21 protein-coding genes are annotated in these 19,475 nt (G+C 57.4%); 3 read left to right on the forward strand and 18 right to left on the reverse strand.

The genetic code is table 11. From position 1 onward, the window contains the following. Positions 1-371 precede the first annotated feature (371 nt). From LG374_RS09470 to LG374_RS09540, 15 genes are all read right to left on the reverse strand, one after another. A complete protein-coding gene (locus LG374_RS09470) occupies positions 372-2,561 on the reverse strand; it encodes a TonB-dependent siderophore receptor (protein ID WP_225757462.1) in 2,190 nt (729 codons plus the stop codon). Positions 2,562-3,007: 446 nt separating this feature from the next. Continuing rightward, entirely contained in the window at positions 3,008-3,610 is a 603-nt protein-coding gene (locus tag LG374_RS09475) for a tyrosine-protein phosphatase (protein ID WP_225757463.1), read from the reverse strand. Continuing rightward, positions 3,597-4,013 carry a F0F1 ATP synthase subunit epsilon gene (locus LG374_RS09480; protein ID WP_225757464.1) on the reverse strand — a complete coding sequence of 139 codons (417 nt, stop codon included), beginning with the start codon at positions 4,011-4,013 and terminating at the stop codon, positions 3,597-3,599. Before LG374_RS09480 ends, LG374_RS09475 begins: the two co-directional genes overlap by 14 nt. Before the next feature lie 17 nt (positions 4,014-4,030). Next, on the reverse strand, positions 4,031-5,410 hold the full coding sequence (gene atpD, locus LG374_RS09485; protein WP_225757465.1) for a F0F1 ATP synthase subunit beta: 1,380 nt from the start codon (positions 5,408-5,410) through the stop codon (positions 4,031-4,033). A gap of 32 nt (positions 5,411-5,442) precedes the next feature. Next, complete coding sequence (gene atpG, locus LG374_RS09490; protein WP_225757466.1) at positions 5,443-6,315, reverse strand: F0F1 ATP synthase subunit gamma; 873 nt, start codon at positions 6,313-6,315, stop codon at positions 5,443-5,445. A gap of 10 nt (positions 6,316-6,325) precedes the next feature. Continuing rightward, positions 6,326-7,867 (reverse strand): F0F1 ATP synthase subunit alpha, encoded by a 1,542-nt coding sequence (gene atpA, locus LG374_RS09495; RefSeq protein WP_225757467.1) that lies wholly within the window; start codon positions 7,865-7,867, stop codon positions 6,326-6,328. A gap of 12 nt (positions 7,868-7,879) precedes the next feature. Continuing rightward, positions 7,880-8,425: a F0F1 ATP synthase subunit delta gene (locus tag LG374_RS09500; RefSeq protein WP_225757468.1), complete on the reverse strand. Its 546-nt coding sequence runs from the start codon at positions 8,423-8,425 to the stop codon at positions 7,880-7,882. Between the two features lie 3 nt (positions 8,426-8,428). Further along, complete coding sequence (locus LG374_RS09505; protein WP_225757469.1) at positions 8,429-8,920, reverse strand: F0F1 ATP synthase subunit B; 492 nt, start codon at positions 8,918-8,920, stop codon at positions 8,429-8,431. 10 nt (positions 8,921-8,930) lie between these two features. After that, positions 8,931-9,206, reverse strand: coding sequence for a F0F1 ATP synthase subunit C (gene atpE, locus LG374_RS09510; RefSeq protein WP_006984347.1), 276 nt, complete (start codon positions 9,204-9,206; stop codon positions 8,931-8,933). Positions 9,207-9,241: 35 nt separating this feature from the next. Further along, positions 9,242-10,039, reverse strand: a complete 798-nt coding sequence (locus LG374_RS09515; protein WP_225757470.1) for a FoF1 ATP synthase subunit a — start codon at positions 10,037-10,039, stop codon at positions 9,242-9,244. A gap of 8 nt (positions 10,040-10,047) precedes the next feature. Continuing rightward, entirely contained in the window at positions 10,048-10,395 is a 348-nt protein-coding gene (locus LG374_RS09520) for an adenosylcobinamide-GDP ribazoletransferase (RefSeq protein ID WP_225757471.1), read from the reverse strand. A gap of 159 nt (positions 10,396-10,554) precedes the next feature. After that, on the reverse strand, positions 10,555-11,430 hold the full coding sequence (locus LG374_RS09525; protein WP_225757472.1) for a ParB/RepB/Spo0J family partition protein: 876 nt from the start codon (positions 11,428-11,430) through the stop codon (positions 10,555-10,557). Positions 11,431-11,439: 9 nt separating this feature from the next. Then, entirely contained in the window at positions 11,440-12,207 is a 768-nt protein-coding gene (locus LG374_RS09530; protein WP_225757473.1) for a ParA family protein, read from the reverse strand. Beyond that, complete coding sequence (gene rsmG, locus LG374_RS09535) at positions 12,204-12,833, reverse strand: 16S rRNA (guanine(527)-N(7))-methyltransferase RsmG (protein ID WP_225757474.1); 630 nt, start codon at positions 12,831-12,833, stop codon at positions 12,204-12,206. Before rsmG ends, LG374_RS09530 begins: the two co-directional genes overlap by 4 nt. Further along, complete coding sequence (locus tag LG374_RS09540; RefSeq protein ID WP_225757475.1) at positions 12,833-14,284, reverse strand: leucyl aminopeptidase; 1,452 nt, start codon at positions 14,282-14,284, stop codon at positions 12,833-12,835. The genes rsmG and LG374_RS09540 overlap by 1 nt, the downstream gene beginning before the upstream one ends. A gap of 84 nt (positions 14,285-14,368) precedes the next feature. Between LG374_RS09540 and lptF the strand changes: the two genes are divergently transcribed. From lptF to LG374_RS09555, 3 genes are read left to right on the forward strand one after another with little or no spacing between them, the layout of a single operon-like run. Beyond that, positions 14,369-15,421, forward strand: a complete 1,053-nt coding sequence (lptF, locus tag LG374_RS09545; protein ID WP_225757476.1) for an LPS export ABC transporter permease LptF — start codon at positions 14,369-14,371, stop codon at positions 15,419-15,421. After that, the gene (gene lptG / locus LG374_RS09550) at positions 15,421-16,476 is read left to right on the forward strand and encodes an LPS export ABC transporter permease LptG (protein WP_225757477.1); all 1,056 of its coding nucleotides are present in this window, start codon (positions 15,421-15,423) and stop codon (positions 16,474-16,476) included. Before lptF ends, lptG begins: the two co-directional genes overlap by 1 nt. Before the next feature lie 19 nt (positions 16,477-16,495). Next, complete coding sequence (locus tag LG374_RS09555; RefSeq protein WP_225757478.1) at positions 16,496-16,918, forward strand: DUF192 domain-containing protein; 423 nt, start codon at positions 16,496-16,498, stop codon at positions 16,916-16,918. A 147-nt stretch (positions 16,919-17,065) separates the two neighbouring features. Here the strand turns inward: LG374_RS09555 and phnE (LG374_RS09560) are convergent, their stop codons facing one another. From phnE (LG374_RS09560) to phnC, 3 genes are read right to left on the reverse strand one after another with little or no spacing between them, the layout of a single operon-like run. Next, positions 17,066-17,887, reverse strand: coding sequence for a phosphonate ABC transporter, permease protein PhnE (gene phnE, locus LG374_RS09560; RefSeq protein WP_225757479.1), 822 nt, complete (start codon positions 17,885-17,887; stop codon positions 17,066-17,068). Continuing rightward, a complete protein-coding gene (phnE, locus tag LG374_RS09565) occupies positions 17,880-18,692 on the reverse strand; it encodes a phosphonate ABC transporter, permease protein PhnE (RefSeq protein WP_115612178.1) in 813 nt (270 codons plus the stop codon). Before phnE (LG374_RS09565) ends, phnE (LG374_RS09560) begins: the two co-directional genes overlap by 8 nt. After that, positions 18,689-19,447 carry a phosphonate ABC transporter ATP-binding protein gene (phnC, locus tag LG374_RS09570; protein ID WP_225757480.1) on the reverse strand — a complete coding sequence of 253 codons (759 nt, stop codon included), beginning with the start codon at positions 19,445-19,447 and terminating at the stop codon, positions 18,689-18,691. Before phnC ends, phnE (LG374_RS09565) begins: the two co-directional genes overlap by 4 nt. Positions 19,448-19,475: the final 28 nt, after the last annotated feature.

A 19,475-nucleotide genomic window follows, 5' to 3' on the forward strand; every position in this document is an offset into this window, starting at 1 on the left:
CTCGTCAAGCGGTGTGGTTACTGGGCTCGCCAAGCGGCGTGGTTACTGGGCTCGTCAAGCGGCGTGGTTACTGGGCCCGTCAAGCGGCGGGTTACTAGGTTCGCCAAGCGGTGTGGTTACTGGGTCGGCCAAGCGGCGTCGTTACTGGGCTCGCCAAGCGGCGTGGTTGCTGGGCTCGTCAAGCGGCGTCGTTACTGGGCTCGTCAAGCGGCGTGGTTACTGGGCTCGTCAAGCGGCGTGGTTGCTGGGCTCGTCAAGCGGCGTGGTTGCTGGGCTCGTCAAGCGGCGTGGTTACTGGGCTACGCTCTTGTCTCTAGGAATACGGCTTATGAAAAAGCCCCGCTTGGCGGGGCTTTTGTGGGTGGCGATTCTCAGAGTTCCCAGCGGAAGTTGAGCATGATGTTGCGTGGTTCGCCGAGGTAGTTGTTTGCACCATTCATGCGCGTCGGGTGATTCTCGAAGTAGCGCTTGTTGGTGATGTTTTCCAGGGCAAGGCCAACGTTGAACTGGTCATTGATTTTGTACTGCACGTCCGCATTGAAGAGGGCATAGCCTTTTTGTTCGACGCCCCACAGGCTGCTGGTGCTGCTCTGGTAGTTCATGCCGCCACCGATGGTCCATTTTTCCGCGGCACCCGGCAGGCGGTAGCTGGTGTAGAGGCGCATCTGGTGTTTCGGTGTGTGTTTGCTGGCATTGCCACCTTTCAGGTCGCGGGCGTTTTCGTTTTTCTGGAATTTGCTGCTGTTGTAGGTGTAGCCGGCGTTGATTTTCCAGGCGTCGGTGATGTTGCCGGTGGCTTCGGCATCCAGACCACGGCTGCGGACTTTGCCGTGTGCGGCGGCGTATTCTTGTCCGGAGGCAAGCGCCAGTTGCACGGGGCGGTTTTTTTGTTCGATTTGGTAGAGGGCGATGTTGGTGTTGAGTTTGCCGTCCAGCCATTCGCCTTTCCAGCCCACTTCGTAGCTGTTGCCGGTTACGGGACTCAGGAAGTTGCCTTTGTTGTCGCGGTAGTACTGCGGTTTGAAGATGCTGCTGTAATGGGTGTAGAGGCTGTTGTTGGCGTTTATGTCGTAGGTGATGCCCAGGTAGGGGGTAACGCGGCTGCGGCTTTGTTTGTCATTGCGGTCGGCGGTGTTGTCCGGTTGGTCGTTCCACCAGTTGTAGTCGGTAAATTCGCGTCCGCTCCAGTGGGTGTAACGCGCGCCGCCCAATATGTGCAGGTTGTCAAGCACGTTGACGCGGCTGCCGAGGTTGAAGGCGTGGGTTTTTTGTTTGCTGCCGTAGTAGGTGCGGTCGATGTAATCGCCCCAGCCCGGGTATTGGATTTCGTTACCCTGGAAGGTGTACGGGTCGTAAGCGGTGTTGTTGCGGATGCGTTTCCAGCGGGTGTTGCTGGCTTCTTGTCCGAAGGTGTAGCCGGTGAATACGTCGTGCTCGCGGCCAAAGAGGCGGTATTTGCCATTGAGCGTGATTTGTGCGGCAGCCTGGCGACCTGCGTTGTCGTAGCGGTTCAGATCGTTTATCGGCAGGGTGGCGCCACGGGTAAGACCGCTGTAACCGGGATTTTCGTTGGCCAGTGCACCAAAGGCGCTCATGGAATCGTTACGGGTGTAGCTGACTTTGGTGTTGAGTTTCCAGTCGTCATTGAAGCGGGTTTCCATGCCGGCAAAGACGTTGGCTTTGTTGTAGTCGTCTTTATTCCATTTGAAGCCGAGGCTCTTGTCACGCGGGAAGGCAACGTTGGCTCGCGGCAGGCCGTAGGGATCTGGGTGACCGTGGCTGTTTTGCACCATGCCGCCGAGGGTAACGGTGGTCGTTGCACCAGCATCTTTTTCGGCAACGCCATAGACGAGGTAATGGCTGCCGTCCACGTCGTCCTTGAAGGTTTTGTCTTTGCTGACCACGCTGATGACGCGCGCGCGCAAGGTTTTTTCGGGATCTAGAGCGCCGCTTGCGTCAACGGTGCCATAGACTTTGCCGTAGCGATCCACGCTGATGTCGCCACCGATGCGGCGTTCGGCAGTCGGTTTTTTACGCACAGCGCTGATGGTGCCGCCCGGTTCGGCGTTTGCCTGGGTGAGACCAGTCGCACCACGCACGATTTCTATGCGCTCGTAGATGGCAAGATCGCTCGGGCTTTGTGAATTGTGGTAGGGATTGCCATAGGCGCCGTGCAGGCTGGTAGAGAGACCGTCTTCTTCAATTTGGTCGATATTGAAACCGCGTGTCTGGTAGCGGTAGTGGCCGCCTTCGTCGCGGACAACATTTACACCGCCGGTTTTCAGTGCGCCTGCCATGTCATGGATACCGCGTGCTTTCAGTTCGTCCTGATCAATCACGGTCACGCTTTGCGGGACTTCACGCTGGCGCAGTTCAAGGCCGGTGGTGTTGTGCAGGGCAGAGATGCGGTAGAGGTTGATTCTGCTATCGGTGGAGGTGGTCTTGGGAGCAGCAACATTGACGGCTGCCGGTGCCGTGTTGCCCTGTTGCGCAGCGGCGCAAGTGCAGGCGAGTAACAGGGCAGTGGCCAGGCTGGTACGCGGGAAGGTGCGATGGTTCATGGCAATTCCTTAGTGTTTACGAATGAATAAGGGGTTAACCCGCCGTCATGATAACGGCTTTCCGGCGGGCTTGGAAAGGCTAAGTGTCATTTCTACCACAGTCTTTCCGTCATTTTTTGCCATAAATGGCGTCATTTTCCCGTTAACTAGCTGGAAAAATCGTGAAATCGCCCCGGTCGCCAAACTCACCACATTAGCACGCACCCACAGACAAGAATTGGTGCGAACTGTGTCTCTCGTGTATTACTTGATCAATGACATCGCCAAAAATTTATAGTTAAACATCTAAAAAAATCGTAACGGCGTTGCGTCGCCTGACCGGGCTCCCTGTACTGTCTGTGGCGATTCGCCTTTTACTCTTTTTTATCCATTCAACGATAACCGCCTGCGTTTTACTGGCGGCTGGTGATTTATCCGTGATAGTTGAGGTGGAAGAAAGCGGTAAATTAATCGCTGCGGCGCAGTGCTTCCAGAGCGCGGCGTACGGCGGCGAGTTTTTTCGGTTTGTAGAAGCGGGGGATATTGCGCCAGATGCGGTTATAGCCGTAGCGACGCATTTCTGCTTCTGCGTCTGCGGCGCTCCAGTTCTGGTAAAAGATGCGGTAGAGGCCGATCGTCAAGCCGGTGCGGTCTTCGCCGTGGTAGCAATGCACCAGTACGTTGCCGTATTTTTCGCTTTGTTCGATGGTGTACAGCACTTGCGCCATTTCTTCGGCCTCAATGTCCCAAGTCAGCAGCGGGATGTTGATGATGCGGATGTCGGTATGGCCGAAGTGACGGTGGTCATCGTCGCGGTTGAAGTAGCGCAGGTTGATGATGGTACGGATGTTCAGCGCCTGTAACAGGGCGGTGTCGTCTTGGTCCAGTTGTTCGCTCCGATAGAGGGTCGGCGTGACTTCGTGCAGGTGATTTGTTCTTGCTAAAAGCACCGCACGTTCTTGGGCGGTGATGGCCGGGGATGCCGCGCTTTCCCCATAAGAAACGGTGCTGCTCGCCAGCAGGCAGAGCAGCACCGTGAGGATGGTGGTTAGTCCTTTAATTTTTGGCACGGCGGATGGCGGCAAGTTGGGCCATAGTTTGTGCCAGTTCAGCTTGCGCGCGAGCCAGCTCAAGTTTCGTGCTGGTTTTGTCGCGCATTTTTTCTTCGGCACGCCGACGGGCTTCACGAACGCGTTCTTCGTCGAGCTGTTCGGCACGTTCGGCGTCGTCGGCGAGGATGATGGTCTGTCCTTGCTGTACTTCGATAAAGCCGCCGGAGATGTAGATGACTTCTTCTTTGCCGTCCGGCAGGGTCAGGCGGACTTGCCCTGCTTTAAGAATGGAAAGAAATGGGGCGTGGCCGGCGAGGATGCCCAGTTCGCCGCGTTCAGCGGTCGCGACAAGGCGCTCCGCTTTCCCGCTGTATAGCTGGCGGTCGGCGCTGACCATGCTGACGTGAAAGGTATTCGCCATGTCGGTCCCTCCGCTTTTTATTTTACGGTCTCGGCTTTGGCCAGCACTTCATCAATGGTGCCAACCATGTAGAAGGCTTGCTCCGGGATGTGATCGTATTCGCCGTCAACAATACCTTTGAAGCCACGGATGGTTTCTTTGAGCGGGACGTATTTGCCAGCGGAACCGGTGAATACTTCGGCAACGAAGAAGGGCTGGGACAGGAAACGCTGGATTTTCCGTGCACGATAAACAACTTGCTTGTCTTCTTCTGACAGTTCGTCCATGCCGAGGATGGCGATGATGTCGCGCAGTTCTTTGTAGCGTTGCAGGACTCCTTGGACGCGGCGCGCGGTTTCGTAGTGTTCATCGCCGATAATCAAGGGATCAAGTTGGCGTGAGGTGGAATCCAGTGGGTCAACGGCCGGATAGATACCGAGTTCGGCGATTTGCCGCGACAGTACAACGGTTGCATCCAAGTGGGCAAAGGTAGTCGCTGGTGAGGGGTCAGTCAGGTCGTCCGCCGGGACATACACGGCTTGAATCGAGGTAATGGATCCGGTCTTGGTCGAGGTGATGCGTTCTTGCAGTTTACCCATTTCTTCCGCCAGCGTCGGCTGATAGCCCACCGCCGACGGCATCCGGCCAAGCAATGCGGATACTTCGGTACCGGCCAGGGTGTAGCGGTAGATGTTATCCACGAAGAAGAGAACGTCACGGCCTTCGTCACGGAAGTATTCCGCCATGGTAAGACCAGTCAGGGCGACACGGAAGCGGTTACCGGCCGGCTCGTTCATTTGTCCATAGACCAGCGATACTTTGTCGAGTACGTTGGATTCTTTCATTTCGTAGTAGAAGTCGTTACCTTCACGCGTCCGCTCGCCAACGCCGGCAAAGACGGAATAACCGCTGTGCTCAATAGCAATGTTACGGATCAGCTCCATCATGTTGACGGTCTTGCCGACACCCGCGCCGCCGAAGAGACCGACTTTACCGCCTTTGGCGAAGGGGCAGAGCAGGTCGATAACTTTGATGCCAGTTTCCAGCAACTCGGTAGAGTTGGCCAGTTCGTCATAAGCAGGAGCTTTGCGGTGGATACCCCAATGCGCTTCGGCATCAATCGCTGGACCGTGGTCAATTGCTTCGCCCAAGACGTTCATGATGCGTCCCAAAGTGGCTTTGCCGACAGGCACGGTAATCGGGTTGCCGGTGTTCTTTACTTCCATGCCGCGTGTTAGTCCTTCCGAGGAACCCATGGTAATTGTCCGTACAACACCGTCACCCAATTGTTGCTGCACTTCAAATACGGTGCCGCCTTTTTCTGCAACCAGTGCATCGTTAATTTTCGGCACTGCGTCTTCGGGGAATTCGATATCGACTACCGCGCCGATGACTTGAACGATTTTTCCGGTACTCATCTTCACCTCTTGTTAATTCAATCCGTTTCGTCTTATACGGCTGCTGCGCCGCCGACGATCTCCGTCAGTTCTTGCGTAATCGCGGCCTGACGGGCTTTGTTATATTGCAATTCCAGCTCGCCAATCAGGTTGGCGGCATTGTCGGATGCGTTCTTCATCGCGATCATCCGCGCCGACATTTCACAGGCGATATTCTCCGCTACCGCCTGTTTGACTACGGATTCCAGATAACGCACCGCCAGTTTGTCGAGAATCTGCTCAACACCGGGCTCGTATTCATAAGTCCAAGCGTGTTCGGGCACGTATTTGTCATTAACGACAATGGTCGCTGGCAAGAACTGAACGATGTTTGGCTCTTGCGTCATGGTGTTGACAAAGCGGTTACTGACCAGATAGACGCGGTCAATTTCGCCTGTGCGATAGGCATCAATCATGGAGCTGATGCCGCCAATCAATTCGCGTAACGGCGGGTTATCGCCGTAGGCATCCACACTGGTCATGATATGACCATTTATGCGGTTGATAAAGGCAATACCTTTGCGGCCAAAGACGCTGAAATCTATTTCGCAACCTTTGTTGCTCCATTCCTGCACATGCGCCAGTAAGGCTTTGAACTGGTTAATGTTCAAACCGCCGCACAAGCCACGATCGGTACTGATAACGATATAACCCACTTTTTTGACGTTATCGCGCGTCTCATCAAAAAATGGATGCGGAGTTTCGCCGTGTGCTTTCAGCAAGTGCGCAATAACGCGCAGGATGTTTTCAACATAAGGGCGTCCTTCCAGCATCGCATCCTGCGAACGCCGCATTTTTGATGCCGCGACCATTTGCATGGCTTTGGTAATTTTCTGCGTGCTTTTGATGCTTTTTATCTGCGAGCGGATGTCCTTGGCATTAGACATGGCTGTTTCCTCACCAAGCGCCTTTGTCTTTGAACGCGTTTAACGCAGCGCTAAATCCTTGTTGGATTTCGTCATCATAGACTCCGCGTTCGTTGACTTTATCTAGAAGGGCGCGATGATCGCTATGCATATATTGCAAGAGAGCCTGTTCGTAAGCCTGGATTTTTTCCACTGGGATATCATCCAAGAAACCATTTTCTGCGGCAAACAGCGAGACGCTCATTTCAGCAACGCTCATCGGCGAGAATTGTTTCTGCTTCATCAATTCGGTGACACGTTGGCCGCGTTCGAGCTGTTTGCGGGTGGCATCATCAAGATCGGAAGCGAATTGGGCGAATGCGGCAAGCTCACGGTATTGCGCCAAGGCAAGGCGTACACCACCACCCAGTTTTTTGATAACTTTGGTTTGTGCGGCGCCGCCGACACGCGATACTGAGAGACCGGCGTTGATAGCGGGGCGGATACCAGCGTTGAACAGGTCGGTCTCTAGGAAGATTTGTCCATCCGTGATGGAAATAACGTTGGTTGGCACGAAGGCGGAAACGTCACCCGCTTGAGTTTCGATGATTGGTAGGGCGGTCAGAGAACCCGTTTTACCCTTGACTTCACCTTTGGTCAGGCGCTCGACTTCGTCGGCATTGATGCGTGCCGCGCGTTCTAGCAAGCGGGAATGCAGGTAGAACACGTCGCCTGGATATGCTTCACGACCCGGTGGACGTTTCAGCAGCAAAGAAACTTGACGATAGGCCCATGCCTGCTTGGTCAGATCGTCGTAAACGATCAGCGCGTCTTCGCCACGGTCACGGAAATATTCACCCATGGCGCAACCAGCATAAGGGGCGATATATTGCATCGCGGCGGAATCGGAAGCGGTTGCAGCAACAATGATGGTGTGCTTGAGAGCATCGTGCTCTTCGAGTTTGCGCACGACGGCTGCAATAGAGGAGGCTTTTTGTCCAATGGCAACGTAGATACATTTCACGCCGGTATCACGCTGGTTGATGATGGCGTCAACCGCAATCGCGGTTTTCCCCGTTTGACGGTCGCCAATAATCAGTTCGCGTTGTCCACGTCCGATTGGCACCATAGAGTCAATGGATTTCAAGCCGGTTTGCAACGGTTGGTCAACGGATTGGCGTTCGATGACGCCGGGAGCAATTTTCTCAATGGGCGAGGTCGCATGCGTCTTGATATCGCCTTTACCATCAATAGACTGACCCAAAGCATTGACAACGCGGCCCAAGAGTTCCCGTCCCACCGGGACTTCCAGGATTTTGCCGGTACAGGTGACTTTATCGCCTTCCGACAAATGGTCGTATTCGCCGAGGATAACGACGCCAACACTGTCACGCTCAAGGTTGAGTGCCAGTCCATAAACACCGCCGGGGAATGCAATCATTTCCCCCAACATTGCCTGACGCAGGCCTTGTACACGAGCAACACCGTCATAAAGACTGATGATGGTACCTTCGGCTTTGCTTTCGACTTTGTTGTCGTAGTCGGCTATTTTTTCCTGAATAAAGCCGCTGATTTCAGCAGGATTAAGTTGCATTCTTCGTTTCCCCTAGTCATCGAGTTTCTGGGCAAATTCGGCGATTCTGCCCCGCAGTGTCTGGTCAATGACCAGTCCGTCGTATTCTATTATCACGCCCGCAAGCAATGTGGCGTCTTCATGGATGTCCAATACCACATCGCGCCCGGTCTTTTTCTGCAACAGTATCTGCAAGTTTTTTTCTTCAGCAGACGAGAGCGCCTGCGCGGTCGTGATATGTACCATGCAGACATCGCTTTTGGCGTAGAGCAGTTCGTCGTAGATATCGGCTATTTCCGGCAGTATGGCAATACGGTCGTGTTCTTCCAGTAAACGCAGCAGGTTATTTTCTTCGCTATAAAGGCCATGCCTGCGCTGTTTTTTTAGCAGTTGCTCCAACCAGTCTTGTAACTGGGACAAGAATCCCGGTAGAGCTAAATGTTCCGGTACTTCCGGTGACTGCATAACAGCTTTTGCGGTATGCAGAAATTGTTGCCATTGCTGCTGTGCCTTACCATCGCTTGCGTTAGCAAGAATGGCTTTGGCGTAAGGACGGGCAACGGTTTTTGACTCAGCCATGATTTACAGTTTCTCGCTCAGTTCATTCAGCAGGCGTTTATGGTCATCGGCTTTAACTTCGCGACCAATCACTTTTTCGGTCCCCTGAATCACCAGTTCGGCAACTTGTCCGCGCAGTGCTTCGCGTGCCTTGCGTTTTTCCTGCTCAAAGTTATCGCGTACTGCCGCGATTTCACGTTCACCAGCAGTTTTTGCCTCAATACGCGCATCCACAACCAGTTGTTCTGCCTGTTTTTGTGCACGCCCGACGATTTCGGTCGCCTGTGTCTTGGCCTGCGCGATGATACGGGCAGTTTCTTCTTCGGCGGCGGCAACGCTGTGCTTCGCTTTATCCGCCATACTCAGCCCATCGGCAATCTTTTGGCGGCGTTTTTCCATAGCCTCAGCAAAAAGTGGCCAAATAAATTTGTGGGTAAACCACCACAGAACGAAGAATGTGCCGATCTGGCCAATCAGCGTCAGATTGAGATTCATGTTGCAGACACCTTCCGGCAATTCGCCGTGATTAGCCGTTCAACGCACTCAGCAGCGGGTTGCCGAAAACGAGGATCAATGCGATAACTACACCAATCATGGAAACGGCGTCCAAGAGACCGGCGATGATGAAGAATTTGACTTGCAGCGGGTTCATCATTTCCGGCTGACGGGCGCTGCTTTCGATGTATTTGCCACCAAGCAGACCAAAGCCGAGTGCCGTACCTAAAGCGGCAAGACTGAGGATGATCGCAGCAGCGATAACAGTTGCGCCTTGCAGTTGGGCAATAGCGGCGATTTTTTCCATGGGAACCTCCAGTTAATTAAGTGAAAGGAAAAAAGTTAGTGATGCGGTTCTGTCATCGACAGGTAGACGACAGACAACACCATGGCGACATAGGCTTGCAGCACTACAATCAGAATATGGAAGATTATCCATACTCCGCCAGGGATGAACTGTACAAACCACGGCAGGAAGGCGATCAGGATAAAGACCAGCTCACCAGCAAAGAGGTTGCCGAATAGCCGCAGCGAGAGTGAAATGACCTTGGCCAAATCTTCAACAATTTTCAGCGCCAGGTTGAGCGGATAAAGAATGATTTGTCCTAGAAGGCTTTTTGCTTCAAAAGGATGTCCGCCCAATGCTTTGATGAAGCCAATGGGTTTGTAGTTCTTGAAGAGGTAGATATAGGTCAGGGTAATAACGGTAATGGAAAGCGCGAAGGTAGCATTGGCATCGGTTGAAGGTACGATTTTCAAATGATGGATGCCAAACTGGGCGGCAACACTGGGCAGGAAATCAACTGGAATCATGTCCATCACGTTCCAGAGCAGAACCCAGCAGAAGATAGTGAAAGCGAGTGAGCCGATGTCAGCGCGCGATTTGCCGAAAAAGTCTTTAATGGTGCCGTCAATAAATTCAAAGATTACTTCGGCGACGTTGGCAGCAAAGGATGGTGGTTCGTTATTTTCAACGTGTTGCAGGGAACGCAACGCCATTCTGCGCATCCACCAGCAGAAGAGGCTACCGAGCAGAATGGAAAAGAAGAGAGTGTCGATATGCAGAGAATAGAAACCTTCGCCAATGCTCAGGTTGGTCATATGGTGATTGATGATTTCCGCAGCAGTCTGTCCGGCCATATGTTCCTCTATTTTTTCAAAATCGCCCAAAAATAGGCGGCAGTGTAGGGTATTGCGAAACCGGTGAGTACACCCAATGGTTGCCAGCGTTGCACGAGTATCGTGCCCAAGATGGCAACAATCAGCCATTTCCGTATTTCAGCCTGTTTAACGGCGCGTAGAAACCGTTGTGTGGGCAAGACATCCGGTAATCGGCAAAATATCAGCAGCGCCTGCGCGGTGGTCAATAAGCAAAGTATGCCACCTGATAGTACGGCGGTTACTGCCGTATGCAATGGGCTTAAGAGAACACAAAGTATCAATGCTATCAAGATAATGCTTTGTATTTTCAGAAGATATTTTAGGGTTTCCTTCATTGGTAGGCCGCGGATTATAAGAGCTTGCCCGACAGGGGTCAACGGATTTCCATGTTTTGGTAATGTCTCTAATTTTTTCTTTATTATTTTCTTTATGGCAACCGCCCGGGGCGTTGTATTTCAGCGATAAATTGCGTGGTTATCCCGCTTGGCGGTTATTCAGGGTTGTTTGAACCCCCATTTGGCAAGGATGCCGTCGAGTTCGTCGAGATTGCTGTATTTGAGGGTAACGCTGCCGCGTCCCTGTTTACCATGGCGGATAGCGACCGGGTAGCCGAGGAAATCGCTCAGGCGGTCTTCCAGTGCGTGGATATTGACGTCGCGCGGGGGCGGGTTGGGGGATGCGTCCGGATTTTTCTGTAGTTGTCTGACCCGCGCTTCGATTTGCCGCACGCTGTAGCCGCGTTCCAGAGTTTCTGCCAGCAGGAGTTTCTGCTGGGGCGCTGCCAGGGTCAGCATGGCGCGGGCATGGCCCATTTCGATATCGTTGTTGTAGAGCGCTTCTTTGACCGGTTCGCTCAATTCGAGCAGACGCAGGATGTTGGTCACCGCTGAGCGCGAGCGGCCGACAAGTTCGGCGGCTTTTTCGTGGGTGAGTTTGAAGTCTTGCACGAGTTGTTGCAGGGCGGTGGCAACTTCGAGAATGTTGAGGTCGCTGCGTTGCAGGTTTTCGATCAGGGCGACGGCGAGTGCCTGCTGGTCGGTGTAGTTTTTGACGACGCAGGGGATTTTGGTGAGGCCGGCGATGCGGCTGGCGCGGAAGCGGCGTTCGCCGGCGATGATTTCGTACTGGCCGTCGCTGATGGGACGCACAACGAGCGGTTGCAGGATGCCGTGCTCGGCGATGGATTGGGCAAGTTCTTGCAGGGCGGCATCGTGGAAGACTTTGCGCGGCTGGTACACGCCAGCGCGGATTTTGGCGGCGTCAATTTGTTTCAGGGCTTCGAATTCGGGCTGGGCGATAACGTCGCGGGCGGCTTCGCCCAAGAGGGATTCGAAGCCGCGTCCGAGGCCGCCGCGTTTGGGTTTTTGCATGGTTTTTCCTTATTGTCCGAGGCGTTGTTGGAGTTCGGCGGCAATTTCGCGGTAGGCGACGGCGCCTTTGGCATTGGTGTCGTATTGCACGATGGGCAGGCCGTAGCTGGGCGCTTCTGCGAGACGCACGTTGCGCGGTACCACGGTCGTGAACATCAGGCCTTTCAGGTAGGATTCGAGGCTGTCTGAGACGTCACGGGTGAGGCGCGAGCGGTTGTCGTACATGGTGCGGATGAAGCCGGCAACACGCAGGTCGGGGTTGACGGTTTGGCGCAGTTGGCCGACGGTATCGAGCAGGGCGCTGACGCCTTCGAGCGCAAAGTATTCGCACTGGATGGGGACAAGGACGTAGTGCGCGGCGACGAGGGCGTTCACGGTAAGCAGGTTGAGAGTCGGCGGGCAATCGATGAATACCCAGTCGAAGCGTTCCGCCCAGCCGTGGATGTGTTTTTTCAGCAGGGCGTGGCGCATGTTTTCGCGGAAGAGGGCTTCGTCCGAGCCGGTAAGGTCGGCGTTAGCAGGCATCAGCCAGATGCGCGAGTTTTCGCAGTAGAGACAGGTGTCTTCGACACTGCGTGTGCCGAGCATGACGTCCATCACGCCGTGCTCGACGCCGCGCCGATCCACGCCGCAGGCGACGGTGGCATTGGCCTGCGGATCCATGTCAATCAGTAGCACGTCCGCGCCGCTTTCGGCAAAGACGGCAGCGAGGCTGACAGCGGTAGTGGTTTTGCCGACGCCGCCTTTCTGGTTAGTGATGGCGATGATGCGGCTCATGCATCCCCCCGCCGGATGTCGAGCAGTACCCGTTCGGCGTCAAGATAGGGCACTTGCAGCGGATGGGCGGCGTGCAACGCGAAGCCTGCGGCCTCGACGTTTTCTGCTTCGCGCCCTTTCATCAGTAACCAGCGGCTGTGTGCGCCGCCGAAGTGCGTGGTCATTTGCACAAAGGCGGTTGCCGAGGTGAGGGCGCGGCTGATGATGATGTCTTGTGGTGTGCCTCGCCAGTCTTCGGCCCGCTGAGCAGCGATTTGCACATTCGGCAACTGTAATGCCGTCGCTGCCTGGCGGATGAAGGCGGCTTTTTTGCCGTTGCTTTCGACTGCCAACACGGCAAGCTGCGGCCGCATCACCGCCAGCAGCAGCGCGGGCAGTCCGGCGCCAGAACCAATGTCGGCCAGTGTGTGCGCATCTTCGAGATAGGGAACGACGGCGAGGCAATCCAGCACATGACGCGGCACTTGTTGCAGCGGATCGCGCACGGCGGTGAGGTTATGCACGGCATTCCAGCGGTTAAGCAGGGCCAGGTATTGCGCGAGTTGCGCCCGCTGTTCAGGCGAGACGGCAAACGGTAGTGCGTCCAGCCCGCGTTCCAGCAGTTCCAGGGCAGCTTGTGGCAGCATCAAGCGACCTTGTTGCGGAAGAATTCCAGCAGCAGACCGACGGGGCGACCGGTACCACCTTTCGGCGTGCTGCCCTTGAAGGCACTGCCGGCGATGTCGAGGTGCGCCCAGGGGTAATCCACGAAGGCCGAGAGGAAAGCGGCGGCTGTGACCGCGCCTGCTTCGCGCGAGCCGGAGATGTTTGGCAAGTCGGCAAACGGGCTTTTCAGCATGTCGCGGTAAGCGGGGTCAAGCGGCATTTTCCATGCCAAATCGCGCGCGGCTTCGCCGGCGGCAAAGAGCGCATCGGCAAGCGCGTCATCGTTCGCGAAGAGGCCGCTGCGCACACCGCCGAGGGCGACCACAATCGCGCCGGTCAAGGTCGCCATATCAATCACCGCCTGCGGTTTGTAACGCGCGGCATAGGTCAGGGCGTCGCATAAAATCAGGCGACCTTCGGCGTCGGTATTGAGCACTTCCACCGTCTTGCCGGACATCGAAGTCAGAATGTCGCCGGGGCGGATGGCGTTGCCGTCCGGCATATTTTCAACAGCGGCAACCAGGCCGACCACATACAGCGGCAACTCTGCCTCGCACAGGGCTTTCAACGCGCCAAACACCGCTGCTGCGCCGCCCATGTCGCCTTTCATCTCGTCCATGGCCGCCGACGGCTTGATAGAAATCCCGCCGGTGTCGAAAGTCACGCCCTTGCCAACCAGCACAAACGGCTGCGCGTTCTGCGCATTGGCGGGGCGGTATTCAAAGACGATAAAACGCGGCTCGTTGGCGCTACCCTGTGCCACGCCGAGTAACGCCCCCATACCAAGCGTCTCAATTTCCTTACGTTTCAGCACCTTTGCCGATAGTGGCGCATATGCCTTGGCCAGCGCCTTGGCCTGATCGCCCAGCCATGCCGGGGTGCAGACATTCGGCGGCGTGTTGACCAGATCACGGGTAAACGCGGTGCCCAGCGCCCAGGCATGGGCGAGTTCCAGCGATGCCTGCACCTCAGCCTTTTCCAGACGGTCGCAGACAAACAGCCATTCATGTTTGCGCGCCTTACCTGCATCCGACTTGAACGCATCGAAGCGATACGCCGCGTACGCTGCCGCGCGCGCCATCACATCCACGGCGTGTGCACCATCGCCGAGCAGCAACCCGACCTTGCCCCAGCCGGACTCATCTGCCAGTGCCTGCACGGCAGCCGTTGCGCGTTCCAGCGCCGCATCCGAGCCGTCATGGCGCACCACGATCACACGCGCCGCCGCCACATTGGGCACGTTTACAAACAGACGCGACGTCCCATCCTTGGGCGGGAAATTACCCGCATCACGCTGCGCGGCAAAAAAACCGCCTGACACCGCATCCAGTGCAGCGAGGCGGGCAGAAAACGCACCATCAGCAGCCACAGACACCGCCAACACATCCGCCGCCAACTCGGCAGGCGCACACACCTTCAAAGAAAATTTCATCAACGGAAACCTCGACAATTCGGCTAAACTGCGCGGAAAACGCGCCAAAAAGAGGCGTGAAGCATAGCACAAACCCCGCTCACCATGCCGATACTCTACCGCTACCTCATCCGCGAAACCCTCGCCGTATTCCTCGCTACCAACCTCATCCTCCTCGCCATCCTCCTCAGCTTTCGCCTCTCCTCCCTGCTGGCTGCTGCCGCTGCCGGTAACATGGCACTCAGCGCCGTCTGGCAGCTCGTCGGCCTGCAAGCCGTGCGTTTCCTCGTCGTCCTCATGCCCATCGCCTTCGTCCTCGCTGCCGTGATGACCCTCGGCCGCCTCTACCGCGACCAGGAAATCAGCGCTGTCCTCGCCTGCGGTATTGCCCCCAAACACCAGACCCGCGCCCTCCTCCTGTGTGCCGCTCCCGTCTGTCTGCTGCTGCTCATCCTCAGCCTCACCATCCTCCCCGGTGTCTATCGCGGCCAGGAAGGCCTGCGCCAACAAGCCCAGCAAGAAGCCGGCATGATCCTCTTTACCCCCAACACCTTCCGCCGTCTCGACGACGGCACCGTCGTCCACACCGGCGCCATTGAAAATGGCGAACTGCGCGACTTCTTCATCGCCCACCAAGAACCCGACGGGCACAGCATCATCCTTGCCGACAGCGGCCGACTCGGCGGCAGCGAACAAGAACGCCACCTCTACCTTGAGCATGGCCGCCGTCTTGCCTGGACGGATAACCACAACCCCACCCGCACCACCCTCTTCACCTTCGACAACGCCGACCTGCGCCTACCCGGCGCCAACGCCCTCCCCGGCGAAAACACCCGCCTGCGCAACATCCCGACCAGCGAACTCGGCGCCAGCCCCGAACACCTCAGCGAATGGCAGACGCGCAGCAACCCCGCGCTCGCCCTCATCATCTACACCCTCTGCCTGCCGCTCCTCGCGCGCAGCCAGCCGCGTCAGGGTCGCTATCAGAAAATCCTGCCCGCCTTCATCGGCTTTGCCCTCTATATCAACCTGCTAGACCTCGCGACCGTCGCCATCCGCAAACAGCAACTCGCGCCGCTCCCCGGCAGCTACTGGCTGCACGGTGTCGTCCTCGCCCTCATCATCATCGCCTGGTACCGCCACACAAGGAGAGCCTGATGCTGACCCGCTTCGACCGCTACCTGCTGCGCACCATCCTCATCACCACCCTCATCACCCTCGTCTTCCTCCTCAGCGTTGACCTCATCATCCAAGTCTCGGCTGAAGCGGACGACCTCGGTCGCGGCCACTACACCCTGCGCATCCTCCTCACCCAACAACTTCTCGTCCTGCCGGAAAAACTCATCCTCTTCACCCCGGCCGCTGTCCTCGTCGGCACCATCATGGGCCTCGGCCAACTCGCCGCGCAGAACGAAATCGCCGTCGTCCGCGCCGCGGGCATCTCGCGCCTGCGTCTCGCCCGCGCCGGACTGCTACTCGCCTTCACCATCGGCGTGCTCAACATCATCAACGGCGAAACCCTCGCACCGCAACTCGCCGCGAAAAGCCGCCTCATCCATCACCTCGCCCTCGGCGAAAGCGCAGAAACCACCACCGCCCAAGGCATCTGGCTCAAACAGCGCGACACCATCATCCACATCGGCGCCCTGAACCCCGACGGCAGCCTGCAACACCTGCGTTACTACCAGGCCGATGCCGACCAAATCACCATCACCGAAGCCGAGCGCGCCACCTACGCCGCCCCCGACTGGCAGCACGAAAACCCGCGCCGCTACCGCACCAGTGCGGAAAACACAGAAACCCTGCCTGCGCCTGCGCGCTGGGAAAACGGTGCAACCCCGGCAGACCTCAAAAGCCTTGCCGCCATCGGCTCGGCGGAAACCCTGCGCGAACTGCACACCCTGACCTGCTTCATGGCGGCGAACGGCCTGAACCACCATCAGGAAAGCCTCAAATACTGGCAGCGCCTGCTCACCCCGCTGACCACAGCGGCAATGGTGCTCCTGGCACTGCCCTTCGCTTTTGGCAGCAACCGCAGTGGGCAACAGGGCACCCGCCTCGTCATCGGTATTCTCCTCGGCGTTGCTTACTACGTCACAAGCGGCGTCATCGCCAACCTTGCCCTGCTGCTCCACTGGCCGCCGCTGCTCGGCGCCACCTTGCCTATCCTCCTCTTTACCGTGCCGGCCGTTATCGTGCTGGCGCGACAATAACGCCCCATCCCGACTGCCTATGAAATCTCTCGCCCTCACCGCCCTCACGCTCAGTCTTGCCGCCCACGCCGACCACGTCTGGCTGCACGATGGCGAAGCCATCATCCGTGCCGAAATCGCCGCCGATGACGCCAGCCGCATGCGCGGCTTGATGTACCGCCCCTGGCTGGCGCCGGGAACAGGGATGCTTTTCCTCTTCGACCCGCCGCAGCCTGTTTCCTTCTGGATGAAAAACACCCTGATCCCGCTGGACATCCGCTACTACGATGCGGCGGGCCGCCTCGTCGCCTACCACCTCGCTACGCCTTGCTTAAGCGAACCCTGTGCGCACTACCCAGGACGCGGCCGGGTCGCCTACGTTCTTGAAACTCGCGCCCGCTACCGCCTCATCCCGCCGACTCAACCGTTGCGATTGCTCGCTGTCCCACCCGCACGGCGGTAATACCCATCCCAAGAGCGTTGGCGCGTCTCGCCTCTACTACCCCGTGGATTGGGATAAGCGAGCGGGCCTTGGTCGTCGCTCTGGTGCATAAAAAATCCCTTCCCCCGCTTGCGAGGGAAGGGATTGTTCTTTGTGCCCATTGCTCAATCAGAGCAAGCGGCGGCGGAAGTAGGTGATGACGATTTCGGCGATGACGACGACGGCGAAGATGGTCAGCAGGATGATGGCAACGCGATCCCACTCGAAGAGGTCGATGGCCGAGTTCATGATCATGCCGATGCCGCCAGCGCCGACCAGGCCGAGTACGGAGGATTCGCGCACGTTGATGTCCCAGCGCAGCAGCATGATGGACCAGAAGGCGGGTTTGACGGCGGGCCAGTAGCCGTAAAGGATTTGGCTGCTTTGGGTCGCGCCTGCCGCTTTCAGCGCTTCGATGGCGCCGCGTGGCACTTCTTCCAGCGCTTCGCCGAGCAGTTTGCCGACGAAGCCGACGGAGCGGCAGGCGATAGCGGCGGTACCCGCCAGCGGGCCGGGGCCAAAGACAGCGATGAAAAGTAGCGCCCAGACGAGCGAGTTCACGGAACGGCTGGCGACGAGCAGCGTCTTGGCAAGGAAGTTCAGCCCCCGGTTCGGCGTGAGGTTGTGCGCGGCCAGGATGGAGAGCGGCAGGGCAGCAATCAGGGCGAAGATGGTGCCGAGGGTCGCGATGTGGAAGGTTTCCATCAGCGCCGTGTGCACCGCGACGCGGTAGTAGGCGTAATCCGGCGGGAACATGCGCCGCACCATGTCGAGCATTTGTTCCGGCGCGTCCCAGAGGAATTCCCAGATGACGTTGATGTTACGCAAAGACAGCAGCACAGCGATGCCGATGCCCAGCCAGAAGGCGGTGCGGGCGAGTTTTTGCCCGAGGGTGTGCCGCTGCCACAGGCGTTCGGCAAGCGCGGGGTTGGGGGTGTTCATTTCAGACATTGAAGATCCGTTTTACCGCGTTGGCGGCCAGTTCGCCGAGGAGGACGACCGCGATGATGGTAAGCAATATGGCGAGGACAAAATCGTATTCGAAGCGCTGGAAAGCGGCGAAGAGGGTGCCGCCGATACCACCGGCGCCAACGATGCCGACCATCGTCGAGTTGCGCAGGTTAGCGTCGAGCTGGTAGGTACAGAAGCCGACGAGGCGCGCCATCACTTGCGGCAGCACGCCATAGGTGACGACGGAGATGAAGGGGGCACCGGTCGCGCGCACGGCTTCAATCTGCTTCATCGAAATCTCTTCGATGGTTTCCATGAACAGTTTGCCGACGAAGCCCACGGAGGCAACGATCAGCGCAAGGATACCGGCGAGCGGGCCGAAGCCGACGGCCTTGATGAAGATGATGGCGACGATGACCGGGTTGAAGGCGCGGCAGAAGGTAACGACGAAACGCGCCGGCCAGGTTGCCCAGGCGGGCATCAAGTTGCGCGCGCCGAGGATGGCGATAGGCAGGGAGAGCAGCACGCCGAAGAAGGTCGCCAGCACTGCGATTTGCAGGCTTTCCACCAGACCGGTGAGCAGTTGCTGCCAGTCTTTGAAGTTGGGCGGGAACATGCGCGCGAGGAAGCGGCCACCGTTGTCGATACCCTTAATAAAGCGTTCGGCAGAGAAATCGAGCTGCCCCAGCGCGTAGAAGGCGTAAATGGCAAGTGCCAGCGCAAGCAGGCGCGCGCCCCAGGAGGTGTGGAAGGGGCGAACGCCGGCAGGCGGTGGCGCGTATGTGGGTTTGGCTGGCGCGTTCATTGCAACCAGTCCTTGCCGCCGTAAATCGTGTTCAGGTCGGCCTCGGTCAGGTCGGCGGGAGGACCGTCGAAGACAACTTTACCGCCCGTCATGCCGACGATGCGGTCGGCGTAGCGGCGCGCCAAATTGACATCGTGAATGTTGACCAGCACCGGAATCTGGTTATCAATGCCCTGCGATTTCAGCAACTCCATGATTTCCACCGAAGTTTTCGGGTCAAGCGAAGAAGTCGGCTCGTCGGCGAGCAGGATTTCCGGACGCTGCATCAGGGCGCGGGCGATGCCCACCCGCTGCCGTTGCCCGCCGGAGAGACTGTCGGCGCGCTGGTTGGCAAAAGCCGCCAGCCCGACAATGTCGAGCAGGCGGTAGGCGTAGGCAATATCTTCAGCGGGGAAGCGGCGCAACCAAGCGTTGAGCGGCGATACATAGCCCAAGCGGCCGGTGAGCAGGTTTTCCATGACGGACAGGCGTTCAACGAGGTTATATTCCTGAAAGACCATGCCGATGCGCCGCCGTGCTTCGCGCAGCGCGCGCCCTCTTATATGGGAAAGCTCTTCCCCCTTGAAGAGAATCGAGCCGTCGCTGGGTTCGATCAGGCGGTTGATGATGCGGATCAGCGTCGATTTCCCCGTCCCGGAAGGGCCGATAATCGCTGTCAGGCCGCTGCCCGCAAACGTCAGGTCGATGCCTTTCAGTACCGGCGCACCGGGCTTGTAGGCCTTGGTCAGGCCGCTGATTTGCAACACGGCGCTCATAGTTCTACCCGTTTATTCATAATCCCGT

Origin of the sequence: Cardiobacterium sp. Marseille-Q4385 (genome assembly GCF_916618745.1) — a bacterium.
GTDB lineage: Bacteria > Pseudomonadota > Gammaproteobacteria > Cardiobacteriales > Cardiobacteriaceae > Cardiobacterium.